The organism is Photobacterium piscicola, assembly GCF_046058925.1.
Lineage (GTDB): Bacteria > Pseudomonadota > Gammaproteobacteria > Enterobacterales > Vibrionaceae > Photobacterium > Photobacterium piscicola.
In genome coordinates this window covers 3,069,413-3,082,998 of the sequence record NZ_CP175534.1, presented here as the reverse complement: position 1 = coordinate 3,082,998, position 13,586 = coordinate 3,069,413, and the positions used below count along the sequence as shown (strand labels likewise).

Sequence of the window (13,586 nt, the reverse complement as noted above, 5' to 3'; positions counted from 1 at the left end):
TAAGCCGAGCTCTAGGGATAACATACTGAGCTCGGCTTTGTTTATGGCCGTTATTACGCTAAGCCTAAGTAATGACGTAAGTCTGGTTGTTGGGGGTGGTTTAATAGCGCATCAGTCTCCCCAAATGCTTTCACTTCTCCGTTATCAATAAAGATGCATTTATTGGCGATTTTTTTAGCATCATCAGGGCTATGAGTGATCATTAATACGGTGATGGCTTGCTGCTGAGCCAGTTGCTGTACCAGCTGTAGCATGTCGTTACGCAACGTAGGATCAAGTGCCGAAAACGGTTCATCAAGCAATAATAAAGGCCGTTGTCGAATTAAGCAGCGCGCTAATGCCACCCGCTGCCGCTGTCCGCCAGATAGTTGCTCGGGTAGGCGGGGTAAATACGCTGTTAATCCCACTTTTTCTGCTGCATCATGTACCTGTTGGCGTTGCTGGGTACTCAATTTAAGACGAGGATCAACGCCAAGAGCAATGTTTTCATAGACCGTTAAATGCGGAAATAAATTATGCTCTTGAAACAGCATTGATAATGGCCGTTGAGCAGGATCAAGCGTAATAATTGATTGCTGGTGGATGGTTATATCACCATGTTGTGGCTGTAAAAACCCCGCAATAAGCGCCAATAAGGTACTTTTCCCTGCACCACTTGGACCGATTAACGCCGCAATATCACCTTGTTGAAGGCTAAAGTTAAAGCTTAACTGCATAGGATGTTCATGTTGGCGTTGAGGTTGATAGGTATAACATAATTGGTTTATATCAAGCATGGTGTTTGCCTTTGGTACGCCGAGGCTGGAAACAATATTCAATCGCGCTGAATAAACCTAAGCTGAGTAATAACAATAATAATGCCGCCACAGCAGCACCATCCATGCGATAGCTACCCATTAATTGGAATAAATACAGTGGTAGCGTTTGAAAATCTTGGCTACCAAATAAAGCAATTGCCCCAAGATCACCCAGTGACAATACTAAGCTGATAGCCAATGACTGTGCAATCGGTTTACGCAGTGCTCGCCACTCTACAAGTCGTAATCGAGACCAACCACGCATGCCTAAACTATGACATAACGTATTGTATTGTTGAGCAATATGTAGCATAGGTTGGCTAAGGGTTTTGATCACATAAGGCAGTGCCATTAAAGCATTAACCCCCACTACAACCCAAAAAGCAGCGCCATAGGCATCGGTATATTGGCGCAGTAATAAGAAAATACCGGTACTTAATACTAGCCCTGGAGTAACTAAAATAATGGTGCCGATCATTTCAATACTATCGGCACTCAAACGTTGTTTATTTAAGCGTAATTGTCGACTCGCGAGTAAGATCATCATGCCAAAAACAAACGCTAAGCTACATGCCATGACCGCAATTTCAAGTGAATTAGCGACTGCATGCCACAGTGCCGGTTGTTGTAATAACTGCGGCAGTTGACGGTTTAATCCAGCAACAAAAACTGCAATAATTGGTGGGATAACCAGCAATATTGCAGCCACGATCCAACTCCAATCCCACCATTTTGCACGCCAATTATCTTGATAATTAACCACATTTTTACCCACAGAGGCACTAAAGGTTGCTAGTGGTTTGGCAAAGCGATGGCTAAGTAACACTAATCCTCCACAAAGTAACATTTGCCACAGCGCTAAAATAGCACCAGTAGCAAGATCGAAGTCATAGCGAATCGCTTGGTAAATTGCCAGTTCAATGGTGGTTGATTTAGGACCGCCCCCCAGTGACATGATCACCGCAAAACTGGTAAAACACAGCATGAAAATAAGCCCCGCCACATGGGGCAATTGTTGACGTAACCGAGGCCAAGCGACAAGTTTGAATTTATACCAGCCACGAAGATCTAAATGGGCGGCTAATTGATGTTGTTCATAGGGAATTGATTCTAGACTTTGGAGTAAAAAGCGTACCGCTAATGGTAAGTTGAGAAACACATGTGCCAGTAAAATGCCACTTAAACCATAAATGTTTAGTCGGGGTAATCCGAGCCAGCTTAACCCATGGCTAATGATACCGCTTTTGCCGTAGATCGCTAATAAGCCAAACACCGCCACTAATACAGGCATCACTAGCGTCATCGCAAACAAACGTAATAACAGTTGTTTACCTATAAAATTGCGTCGTGATAGTGCGTAAGCAATCGCAATTGCAGGCACAATACTGAGTAAAGTAGACAGCAAGGCTTGGTAAAAACTAAATCGCGTCACATGACGTAGATAAGGATCATGCCATAAGCTACTCAGTTGCCATTGCCCAGCATGAAGTATAAGGCTGGTGATCGCGGCGATCACCAGTAATAAAATAAGCCCGACACTTAATAGTCCGGGCAGAAGTTGAGTTACACGTTTATTCACAACGGTATGCCATTATTGGGTCAGCGCTTGCTGCCATTCTCGAATCCATTCTTTACGCTTGTGAGCCACTTCATCAGCACTAAATTCTAATGCTTTATCTGGCACGCTTAATTGATTAAATGCGGCGGGCAGTGGTTGTTTAGTAACAGGATACATCCAGTTGTGGGTCGCAATTTGAGATTGAAACCCATCACTGACAATGAACTGCATAAATTGATCTGCTAGTTTAGGATGTGGGCTATTTTTCATTTTGGCGGCAACTTCAACCTGCATGTAATGACCTTCTTTAAAGTTGGCCGCTTTATACTGATTTTTATGCTCTTCCATAATGTGATAAGCCGGTGAGGTGGTGTAAGACAATACCATATCAGCTTCACCATCAAGGAACATGCTGTAAGCTTCTGACCAGCCTTTTGTTACCGTTACTGTGTGTTTAGCAAGTTGTTGCCATGCGGCAGTCGCTTTATCGCCGTACACTGATTTTATCCATAACATCAGCCCTTGACCTGGGGTTGAGGTGCGCGGATCTTGGTAGATGACACTGATGTTTTGATCGTTAACCAGCGCTTTTAAACTGGTGGGTGGATGGGGTAATTTGGTGCTGTCATAAACAAACGCAAAATAGCCATAATCAAAAGGAATAAAGGTATCGTCATGCCAACCTTTAGGTAAGGTTAATTTACTTAGATCAACATGTTGTTTTGCCAGTAGTCCCGTTTGTTTAGCTTCAGTCATCAGGTTGTTATCAAGCCCCAATAGAATATCCGCTTGGCTACGGCTGCCTTCTAAACGAACTCGATTAAGAATTGATACGCCATCTTCTAAAGAGACAAAGTTAACTTTGCAACCATCGCATTGGGCTTCAAAGGCTTTTTTGATAATAGGTCCAGGCCCCCACTCGGATGAAAACGAGCTGTAGGTATAAACATTAAGGGTATTATCGGCCGCCAAGACGTTATTTGAGAGTAACGCTATCGATATTAGCGGTAAAAGTGTGTAACTGATTTTCACTATGCGCTCCTGATGTCAGCATCCTGCGAACAAAATAAAAAGAGAGAGCGGCACAGGCTTGAGAGGTAGTAGCAGCATGCTGTAATAGCAGCTAGACAGGGGTAAAATACCCATGCGTTTCTCAATTCCTACGCCAGCATTACCTGGTTCAGGTTCAATGGGTTCTGCTATATCAATCAAGATAATAACAACAATCTCAGCCTAATGGCTCCCCAATGAGAACACGAGCATTGTACCTGTAACTTGTACTAAGTTATAGCTTCTGATTTAACTGCCAGTTGTAATCAAATTTAATGTTATCGCCATTGATTTTTTTATGCACTCGATAATGGTTTATATGCTGCAATAAGGCCTGTCGATTACCAAAATCAACGCTATACCAATCATAAATTGACGATAAAGTTGTTTGTTTTAAGTTGGTACGTACCCCTTTATTACTATTAATAAAACGGCTGGCAGCATTGTTGAGTTGTCGATCAAGGTGATGACTATCAAATACTTGAGGCAGTAAGTCAGGACAACCTAAGCTGGCACAATTAACCGCATAATGAATGCGAGGATCGCGCCAAATCGGACGTAATATACGATGTTCAATGTCATTTAAACTTAAGGTTTTATTTGTGATGGTGACGATAGGTTGATCCCAAGGTCCAAAACTGAAAAAACCACCGAGTTTAGTAATTGATGTGATTGGGTAATTATCAATGATCAATTGTACTGTCAGCGCATTATAAAGATTCACCCAATAAGCAAACTGAACATTACGATTATATTGGCGTGGATCAAGTTTAGCTAACTGATTAATATAATTCTGTAATTGCTGTTTATCGGCGGGAGTCACTGCGCTGTAACGAAACAGTGTTTGTTGTGGGCTAACAACTAAGTATTTAGTTAATAATTGTTGCCATGGGTGATGATTGATATCGCGTTGATTGCTGGCCACCTGATCTTGCCAATAAGGTAATAGATCCGCTTTCGGGGCGGCACATAGAGACCAAGAAGCGAAAATCAACAATAAGCTAAACACAATACGCATATTGAACCTGTTATAAAAAGAGATATCAACAGAAGACCGTAATGATATCTGATTTATTACAGCCGAGTAGGGCGATACTAATGCCTGAGATTAACAGGCATTAGTATTAAGATTAGTTAATTTAAGCGAGATAAGTAGGAATATTAGCTTCATATTCAGCAATTTTCGCTTGGTATTGCAGGGTTAAGCCTATGTTATCTAATCCGTTTAATAGACAGTGACGTCGAAATTCGTCAATTTCAAATGAATATTGGTTACCGTTCGCTGTTACTGTCATAGCCGCTAGATCTACGGTGATTTTTGCCCCTTCAGTGGTTGCTACATAATCAAATAACGCATCAATCTGTGGCGTTGTAAGACGAACAGGGATCATTTGGTTATTGATTGAATTGCCATAAAAAATATCAGCAAAACTAGGGGCGATCATTACTTTAATGCCGTAATCGGCTAACGCCCATGGTGCATGTTCACGCGATGATCCACAGCCAAAGTTTTCGCGAGCCAGTAAAATGGTTGCACCTTGGTAACGAGGGGCATTCATTATAAAATCGGGATTAGGTTGTTGACCGCCATCGTCTAAAAAACGCCAATCATGAAATAAATGTTGTCCAAATCCAGTACGGGTTACTTTTTGAAGAAACTGTTTTGGAATAATGGCATCGGTATCAATATTGGCGGTATTTAACGGTACCACTAACCCTGTATGTTGAGTAAAGCCTGTCATAGTTATGTCCTTATTATGCCGATAGTGGTTCAAGTTGACGAATATCGACAAAGTGTCCTGCACATGCCGCCGCCGCCGCCATGGCTGGGCTGACTAAGTGGGTACGACCATCTCGTCCCTGACGTCCTTCAAAATTACGGTTACTGGTGGATGCGCATCGCTCTTGAGGGCCTAAGCGATCGTTGTTCATTGCAAGGCACATTGAGCACCCAGGTAAACGCCATTCAAACCCCGCTTCAATAAAGATCTTATCTAGGCCTTCTTGCTCTGCTTGAGTTTTTACTTGTTCAGAACCCGGCACGACTAAGGCTTGGACATTAGCGGCCACTTTACGGCCTTTAGCAATAGCAGCTGCGGCGCGCATATCTTCGATACGTGAATTGGTACAAGAACCGATAAAAACTTTATCGATAGCATAATCAGATAATGATTTATGAGGTTCTAGTCCCATGTAAGCCAAGGCTTTTTTAGCGGATGTTTGATCAACTAAATCACTGAAACTTTCAGGTGCAGGGATCGGCTCATCAACAGCAATCACTTGACCGGGATTCGTGCCCCATGTCACTTGTGGTTTGATCTCGGTAGCATTTAAGGTGACAACCGCATCAAACTCTGCGTTGTCATCACTGGTGAGGGTTTGCCAATAAGTGATAGCGGCGTCTAAATCAGCACCTTGAGGTGAAAATTTACGGCCTTTAATATAATCAAAAGTAGTTTGGTCTGGGGCAATTAAGCCTGCTTTTGCACCTAACTCTATCGCCATATTACACACTGTCATGCGACCTTCCATCGACAGATCCGTGATAGCTTCGCCACAAAATTCAACCACATAACCTGTTCCGCCAGCAGCGGTAGTTTTACCGATAATCGCTAGTACGATATCTTTCGCGGTAATACCCTCTGCTACTTTTCCTGTAACTTCAATTTTCATGGTTTTAGCGCGAGATTGTTTAAGAGTTTGGGTCGCTAATACGTGCTCAACTTCTGAGGTGCCAATACCGAAAGCCAGTGCGCCAAATGCACCGTGAGTCGCGGTATGTGAATCGCCACAAACAATAGTCATTCCGGGTAAGGTAATACCTAACTCTGGTCCCATTACATGGACAATACCCTGATATTTATGGTTTAAGTCATACAAGGTAACCCCAAAATCAGCACAGTTTTTTGCTAGGGTTTCCATTTGGATTCGTGCCATTTCACCACTGGCGTTAATGTCTTTGGTTTGAGTTGAAACGTTATGATCCATGGTGGCAAAGGTTTTATTTACTTGGCGAACTTGGCGACCTTGTTCGCGCAGCCCATCAAATGCCTGTGGTGAGGTCACTTCATGCACTAAATGACGATCAATATATAAGATTGGGTTTTCGCCAGCCGCTGCTACTACCACATGGGCATCATAGACTTTTTGATAAAGCGTTCTGGCTTGGCTTGAGGGTGACATTATTGTATTCGACATCATGCTGTTCCTTATGCATGTTGAATATAGGCGGCGATTTTGTCACCCATTTCGCTGGTGGTAAGGGCGGTGTTATTACTGGCTAAATCTGCCGTTAGTTGCCCCGCTTCTAGTGCTTGTGCCACCGCTTTTTCTATTGCACGAGCCGCATTTTCTTCACCAAGGCTGTAACGCAACATTAAGGCTGCGGATAGAATCTGGGCTATGGGGTTGGCAATATTTTTACCTGCGATATCAGGTGCTGAACCGCCAGCCGGTTCATATAGACCAAATTTTTGTTGGTTTAAACTTGCAGATGGCAACATGCCCATTGAACCGGTGATCATGGCGCATTCATCGGAAATAATATCGCCAAAAATATTGGAACATAACATCACATCAAATTGTGATGGATCTTTGATAAGTTGCATAGTGGCGTTATCAATGTACATGTGAGTTAAGCTGACATCGGGGTAATCAACCGCAACTTCTTCAACCACTTGACGCCATAAAATTGAGCTTTGTAGTACATTGGCTTTATCAATTGAACAGACTTTTTTACGGCGTAAGCGCGCAGATTCAAAGGCTATTTTAGCAATGCGTTCAATTTCATAGCGATGATAAGTTTCAGTATCAAAGGCTTTTTCTTGTGCGCCTTCACCTGATCGACCTTTGGGCTCGCCAAAATAAATGCCGCCAGTGAGTTCACGTACAACGGCAATATCAAATCCACGCTCAGAGATATCAGCCCGTAGTGGAGAAAAGTGTTCTAGACCACGGTGGATTTGTGCTGGGCGTAAGTTACAAAATAATTCAAAGTGCTTACGTAGTGGTAAGAGTGCGCCACGCTCCGGTTGATCATTGGGAGCGAGGTGTTCCCATTTAGGGCCACCAACAGAGCCGAACAATACCGCATCTGCAGCTTCACAACCTTTTAGAGTGATGGACGGTAGGGGGCAGCCATGATTATCAATCGCAATACCACCAACATCGAACTGATGACAATTAAGGGTAATATCAAATTTTTGTTGGACTGCAGCTAAGACTTTGTGTGCTTGTTGCATCACTTCTGGGCCAATACCGTCACCGGGTAGTACTGCTATATTATATGAACCTGCCATGGTGGGTGCTCTCCATAATGTACTAAAAATAGATTGAATTTGTTGTTAATGAATAACGTTAGTGGCTATGTTGCTGTTTGATAGTTGCGATTTGATCGGCACGATAAATACTATTGATAACATGAATCAGCGCTTGACCTGACGCTTCTACAATATCTGTCGCAAGGCCTGTGCCGTGGTACTTGCGGCCTTTGTAATTAGCGATAATATCGGCTTGTCCTAGGCCATCTTCACCTTCGCCTTTGGCGGTAAGATCAAACTTATCAAGTACAATTTCATACCCTGTTAGGCGGTAGATGCATTGATACAAGGCATCTACCGGACCATTACCGACAGCCGCTTCACACTTTTCCTGATCGCCACATTGAAGTTTTATGCTAGTGGTTGCCATCACACTGCCAGATTGGACGCTTAAATAGTTTATTTTGAAAAAGTCATCTTCATCGCGCAGATTAGAAAAATGCATTAAGGCTTCAAGATCATAATCAAACACTTGGCCTTTTCTATCGGCTAGGCTAAGAAAATCGGTATACAGTTTATCAAGGTCATATTCATGCTCGGTATAGCCAAGAGTATCCATATGACTCTTAACCGCGGCACGACCAGAACGACTGGTAAGATTCAATGCTTGGTTTTTAAGACCAATCGAATTTGGGGTCATGATTTCGTAGGTATTTTTATTTTTCAGCATGCCGTCTTGATGAATGCCTGAAGAGTGACTAAAAGCATTACTGCCTACGATAGCTTTATTGGCTTGAATCGGCATATTACATAACTGACTAACCATTTTACTGGTGCGATGGATTTCATCATGCTTGAGGTTGGTATGCACCCCTAATAGTGATTTACGGGTTTTAATGATCATCGCTATCTCTTCAAGGGCGCAATTACCTGCGCGTTCACCTAAACCGTTAATGGTGCCTTCTACTTGGCGGGCGCCCGCTTGAATGGCTGCCATGGAGTTTGCGACTGACATACCAAGATCGTCATGACAATGCACGGAGATGATGGCTTTATCGATATTGGGTACACGATTAAACAGTTGGGTGATAATGCCACCAAACTCACTTGGTAGGGTGTAACCCACTGTATCGGGAATATTAATGGTCGTTGCTCCCGCATCAATTGCGGCTTCTACCATACGACATAAATTATCAATTGGTGTCCGTCCGGCATCTTCACAGGAAAACTCGACATCATCGGTATATTTACGCGCCCGTTTTACTGCCGCAATGCCCATCGCAATCACATCGTCATAGCTACGACGCAATTTATCTTGTACATGGACAGTAGAGGTTGAAATAAAGGTATGGATACGAAATGATTCAGCGGCTTTTAATGATTCAGCGGCAACATCAATGTCTTTTTCGACCGCACGCGACAAGGCACATATACGACTGTTTCTAATGTGCTTAGCGATGGTTTGTACTGATTCAAAATCACCAGGGGATGACACTGGAAAACCGGCCTCGATAACATCGATACCTAAGCGTTCTAGCGCATAAGCAATTTGCAATTTTTCTTTAACTGTTAGGCTGGCGGATAAAGCTTGTTCGCCATCACGCAAAGTGGTATCAAAAATAATGACCTGATCTTTCATAGTGACATCCTTTTACTTTTATATGTGAGCCTGTAATAAGACTGAGTTCCGCATTCACTTGCGCTGGTCAAAATATGAAAAAACCCGCGCTTGCTTGCGCGGGTTTTGAAATCTTTAGTGGTGTTTTCCACTCGATAGCAACCCGCGTGATTATGTCACGATAAGGAGGAGGGCTAAGAGGAGATAGAAATACGTTTTCATTTCATTAAAGACTTCAATAAATTTGGTTAACAAATGAATATCAAATAGACGGGCTATAGGTCAACCAAAAGTTGTGTTTTTTTTGTACTTTCAAGAACAGGCTATCGTTTGATAACCAAAAATAGACATCGTAATCACGCTTAATAACTGTATTAAATAATATATATTTCAATTAAGAATGATAAATATTAATAATGATTATTGAAGTGCTTTAAATAACTATTATTAAAATTAATAATTGTTATTGATTGTTATATTTATAGGTGTAATGACTTAAGGTTGTTTATATATACATAATACAAATATATAATAAGTACATAATATTCCCATTGTGAATTTATATTTGAAAATAAATGATAATCTTTGAAATTAAAACGTGATTTTATCTTATTTTATGAATGGTTATTTTATTTATATTAAATTAAAGAATATTGATTTAGCGACTAAGTGTTTGATTGTTAAGGTTTCATATTTCTGAATTATTTTTAAATAAGAGGTTGTTCATATTGTCTTATTTTCTATTATTAGTTACATCAATCTATATGGTTGATACTGGCTGTATCCCAACTAGGGCATTCAAAGCAAACACTGTAGACAAAAATTTAATGTCTAACTTATGTATAGCGTTGCGATGCACCAATAATGATTATTTTTAGAGGTATACATGAGCCGAACGACTACTTCAGTTGCTGCAGTTGATAATTTCAGTATGGAATCCACACTTCGTAGTGTTGACCTTAATCTATTGACCGTTTTTGATGCCGTTATGCAAGAGCAAAATATAACGCGAGCAGCACAAAATTTAGGTATGTCGCAACCCGCAGTAAGTAATGCGGTTGCGCGTTTAAAAGTGATGTTTAATGATGATCTTTTCATTCGTCATGGTCGTGGTATTCAACCAACGCAACGTGCTAAACAATTGTTTGGTCCATTACGTCAAGCATTGCAGTTGGTAAAAAACGAATTACCTTGCTCTATCTTTGCACCATTAACATCAAGCCGCACTTTTAAACTCGCAATTTGTAGCCCTTCAGATATGCGTTTCGCACCGACAGTATTGTCGACCATGCGCGAACAAGCACCACATATTCAACTGCAATTAGAAGCAGAAGTGGATGCCGAATTATCACAAAAAATGCGTTATCAAGAAGTTGATTTTGTGATTGACTATACTCGTTTTGATGAAGATGGTTTCTGTAGTACTGAATTATTTTGTGATGAGTTAGTGGCTATTGCAGCTAATAATCACCCTCGAATTGGTGACAGTATTTCTGCTGATGAATTCAGTAACGAAATGCATGCTGTATTAAAATCAGTATCAGATGTGAAAATGTTTGCTGATGATATCTATAATCACAGTGAAACAAATTGTCAGGATGCTTATCAAGGCGCAAGTCTGAACGACATTATGTTTGTTGTTAGCCAATCTGAATTGATTGCCGTTGCCCCGCGTTGGTTAGCTGAAGCGTCTGCTGAAAACTTACAAATTAAAGTACTGCCGTTGCCTTTTACTAATGCAAAAATCACAGGCTACCTAAGCTGGCATGAATCAACGCAGAAAGATAAAGGTAATATCTGGATGCGTGATCAGTTAATGGCTATCTGTGGTGATCTGACCAGCTAATAGTTTATAAAGCGTTATTATAAGGCCAGCTTAAACGCTGGCTTTTTTTATGGTAAAAATAAAATCATATGCTTTGATTAGCAATAGGTTAGCGTGGCGAGATTTTATAGTAATGATATTTAAAGTTTCTATTTTCACGTAGATTGTTTAGGTTCTTTTTCTGTTATGAGACCATGTTATTTATAGATTCTTACACTTTTATTGTTTGTTTAAAAAGTCATTGAAGACAATAAGTAAGCGGGTATAGAGTGATCTCGGTCATCAGAAACTATAATTTAATATTCATTATAGTTGGCTTTTCAAAGACTGAATTGTAGACTGCATCTCTCAAATCAGCTTACAAGTGTAAGCTAAAAAAATAGAGTACTTATGGCACAACATGATTTCCATATTGTTCACCGTATTCGTCAGCAAATTGCGCGCTTAGGCGACACGCCTGCTTTACGTCATCAAGTTAATGATGAATGGCAAGATATTAGCTGGAATAATTTTGGTGAAAAAATTCAACAATTGGCATTAGCACTACTAAATCAAGGTTTAGCAGTACAAGATAAAGTCGGTATTTTTGCTAATAATATGCCTCGTTGGACGGTTGCTGATTTTGCTTCGCTATATAACCGCTGTGTTACGGTGCCTATTTATCCAACCAATACACCTCAGCAATCTGCATATATCATTAATGATGCCAATGTAAAAGTCCTCTTTGTTGGTGGACAAGCACAGCTAAATATAGCGGTAGCTATTGCTGATCAGTGTCCGAATTTAGAGCGTATTGTTGCACTAACAGATGATGTTGAATTACCTCAACACCCATTAGTTTGTCATTACGTCGATTTTTTAAAAACAGCCTCTTCAGAGTATCAGTCAGAGCTTGATGCCCGTTTAGACAGCTTGGCTATGGATGATTTATTAACGCTGATCTATACCTCGGGTACCACAGGTACACCTAAAGGGGTAATGCTTGATTATGCTAATATTGCTTCACAAATTATTGCTCATGATGAACGTTTAGCATTAGATGAAGGCGATACATCATTATGTTTCTTACCGTTATCACATGTCTTTGAACGTGCTTGGACATTTTATGTCTTACACCGTGGCGTCATTAATTGTTATCTGTCAGATACCAATAAGCTCAAAGAAGCGTTAGTGACAGTAAAGCCTAATTACATGTCTGCTGTGCCTCGTGTTTATGAAAAAATATATTCAGGTGTTCATGAAAAAGTCGCTCGTGCCCCTTTTCATCGTAAGATGATTTTTACTTGGGCTGTAAATATGGGTGCAAGGATGTCGTTGGCTCGTCAAGAGTGTCGTGAACCTTCATGGTTATTACAGAAAAGCCATAACTTAGCCGATAAAATGGTGCTGTCTAAATTACGTGCAGTATTGGGTGGCAATATTAAGTGTATGCCATGTGGCGGTGCTAAATTAGATGCGGGCATTGGTCGTTTTTTCCATGCTATGGGGATTAACGTAAAGTTAGGCTATGGCATGACAGAAACCACTGCGACGGTGTCTTGTTGGGATGATCGCTGCTATAACCCTGATTCAATTGGTATGCCAATGCCAGGTGCTGAAGTTAAAATTGGTAAAGATAATGAAATTTTAGTACGCGGTCCGATGGTTATGCGTGGCTATTACAATATGCCAGAAGAGACAGCGAACAATTTTACTGATGATGGATTTCTTAAAACCGGTGATGCGGGTTATATCGATGAGCAAGGTAATTTGTTTATTACTGATCGTATCAAAGAGTTAATGAAAACATCGGGTGGTAAGTATATTGCACCACAAGTGATTGAAGGTGCGATTGGTAAAGATCATCTAATTGAACAAATTGCGGTTATTGCTGACACCCGTAAATTCGTATCAGCATTGATCGTACCTTGTTTTGAAACACTAGAAGAACATGCGCGTGAGCTCAATATTAAATATCAAGATCGCATGGAATTGGTTAAACACAGCCAAATTGTTGAATTAATTGAGAAACGTGTGATTGAGTTACAGAAAGATCTAGCACGTTTTGAGCAAGTAAAAAAATTCACCTTATTACCTAAATCATTCTCAATGGATAAAGGTGAATTAACACCAACGCAAAAATTACATCGTAAAGTGATTCAAGATCGTTACCATAAAGAGATTGAACATATGTACGAAGAAAGCCATAAAAAAGCGCAACAAAAAGACGACTAATCTATTTTTTGCTTAGATTTAAGAAAGAAGCCTTTAAGGCTTCTTTTTTTTATTTGAGTAAAGAGAGATATTCTGAATTCACATCGAATAGTAGTCGTTGGTAGTATAGAGTTTACTAAGATCTATATAAAACATTAACAATTTTAGATCCGATAGATATAAACCGTAAACTTGTCTTTTGCTCTAGCAATGAATGATGCAAAAGCGTTAAAGTTGTTACGGTTATTCGTGGTTATTATTATAACCATGATAAACATAGCATGAG

At 40.6% G+C, this 13,586-nt stretch carries 10 protein-coding genes and 1 riboswitch; of the genes, 2 read left to right on the top strand and 8 right to left on the bottom strand.

From position 1 onward, the window contains the following. Positions 1-53: 53 nt before the first annotated feature. The 8 genes from thiQ to leuA form a co-directional block, all read right to left on the bottom strand. On the bottom strand, positions 54-776 hold the full coding sequence (gene thiQ, locus ACJZU6_RS14405; protein WP_327767720.1) for a thiamine ABC transporter ATP-binding protein: 723 nt from the start codon (positions 774-776) through the stop codon (positions 54-56). Then, positions 769-2,376 (bottom strand): thiamine/thiamine pyrophosphate ABC transporter permease ThiP, encoded by a 1,608-nt coding sequence (thiP, locus tag ACJZU6_RS14400; protein WP_080158596.1) that lies wholly within the window; start codon positions 2,374-2,376, stop codon positions 769-771. The genes thiQ and thiP overlap by 8 nt, the downstream gene beginning before the upstream one ends. Before the next feature lie 12 nt (positions 2,377-2,388). Continuing rightward, complete coding sequence (thiB, locus tag ACJZU6_RS14395; protein ID WP_107276414.1) at positions 2,389-3,387, bottom strand: thiamine ABC transporter substrate binding subunit; 999 nt, start codon at positions 3,385-3,387, stop codon at positions 2,389-2,391. 108 nt (positions 3,388-3,495) lie between these two features. Next, positions 3,496-3,612, bottom strand: a riboswitch (TPP riboswitch). 28 nt (positions 3,613-3,640) lie between these two features. Further along, positions 3,641-4,423 carry a DUF547 domain-containing protein gene (locus ACJZU6_RS14390; RefSeq protein ID WP_408900482.1) on the bottom strand — a complete coding sequence of 261 codons (783 nt, stop codon included), beginning with the start codon at positions 4,421-4,423 and terminating at the stop codon, positions 3,641-3,643. 121 nt (positions 4,424-4,544) lie between these two features. Continuing rightward, positions 4,545-5,147 (bottom strand): 3-isopropylmalate dehydratase small subunit, encoded by a 603-nt coding sequence (leuD, locus tag ACJZU6_RS14385; protein WP_408900481.1) that lies wholly within the window; start codon positions 5,145-5,147, stop codon positions 4,545-4,547. 13 nt (positions 5,148-5,160) lie between these two features. After that, positions 5,161-6,588, bottom strand: coding sequence for a 3-isopropylmalate dehydratase large subunit (gene leuC, locus ACJZU6_RS14380; RefSeq protein ID WP_408900954.1), 1,428 nt, complete (start codon positions 6,586-6,588; stop codon positions 5,161-5,163). Positions 6,589-6,614: 26 nt separating this feature from the next. Continuing rightward, positions 6,615-7,703, bottom strand: coding sequence for a 3-isopropylmalate dehydrogenase (leuB, locus tag ACJZU6_RS14375; RefSeq protein ID WP_408900480.1), 1,089 nt, complete (start codon positions 7,701-7,703; stop codon positions 6,615-6,617). A 58-nt stretch (positions 7,704-7,761) separates the two neighbouring features. Beyond that, a complete protein-coding gene (gene leuA / locus ACJZU6_RS14370) occupies positions 7,762-9,303 on the bottom strand; it encodes a 2-isopropylmalate synthase (protein ID WP_408900479.1) in 1,542 nt (513 codons plus the stop codon). An 865-nt stretch (positions 9,304-10,168) separates the two neighbouring features. Between leuA and leuO the strand changes: the two genes are divergently transcribed. Further along, positions 10,169-11,128 carry a transcriptional regulator LeuO gene (leuO, locus tag ACJZU6_RS14365; protein WP_080158590.1) on the top strand — a complete coding sequence of 320 codons (960 nt, stop codon included), beginning with the start codon at positions 10,169-10,171 and terminating at the stop codon, positions 11,126-11,128. 369 nt (positions 11,129-11,497) lie between these two features. Continuing rightward, positions 11,498-13,321 (top strand): AMP-dependent synthetase/ligase, encoded by a 1,824-nt coding sequence (locus ACJZU6_RS14360; RefSeq protein ID WP_408900478.1) that lies wholly within the window; start codon positions 11,498-11,500, stop codon positions 13,319-13,321. Positions 13,322-13,586: the final 265 nt, after the last annotated feature.

What these genes read in the sequence shown, in the direction of transcription:
- leuA (WP_408900479.1), bottom strand. Translation starts at nt 9,303, where the DNA reads ATGAAAGATCAGGTCATTATTTTTGATACCACTTTGCGTGATGGCGAA.
- ACJZU6_RS14390 (WP_408900482.1), bottom strand. Translation starts at nt 4,423, where the DNA reads ATGCGTATTGTGTTTAGCTTATTGTTGATTTTCGCTTCTTGGTCTCTA.
- leuB (WP_408900480.1), bottom strand. Translation starts at nt 7,703, where the DNA reads ATGGCAGGTTCATATAATATAGCAGTACTACCCGGTGACGGTATTGGC.
- thiQ (WP_327767720.1), bottom strand. Translation starts at nt 776, where the DNA reads ATGCTTGATATAAACCAATTATGTTATACCTATCAACCTCAACGCCAA.
- leuC (WP_408900954.1), bottom strand. Translation starts at nt 6,588, where the DNA reads ATGTCACCCTCAAGCCAAGCCAGAACGCTTTATCAAAAAGTCTATGAT.
- ACJZU6_RS14360 (WP_408900478.1), top strand. Translation starts at nt 11,498, where the DNA reads ATGGCACAACATGATTTCCATATTGTTCACCGTATTCGTCAGCAAATT.
- leuD (WP_408900481.1), bottom strand. Translation starts at nt 5,147, where the DNA reads ATGACAGGCTTTACTCAACATACAGGGTTAGTGGTACCGTTAAATACC.
- leuO (WP_080158590.1), top strand. Translation starts at nt 10,169, where the DNA reads ATGAGCCGAACGACTACTTCAGTTGCTGCAGTTGATAATTTCAGTATG.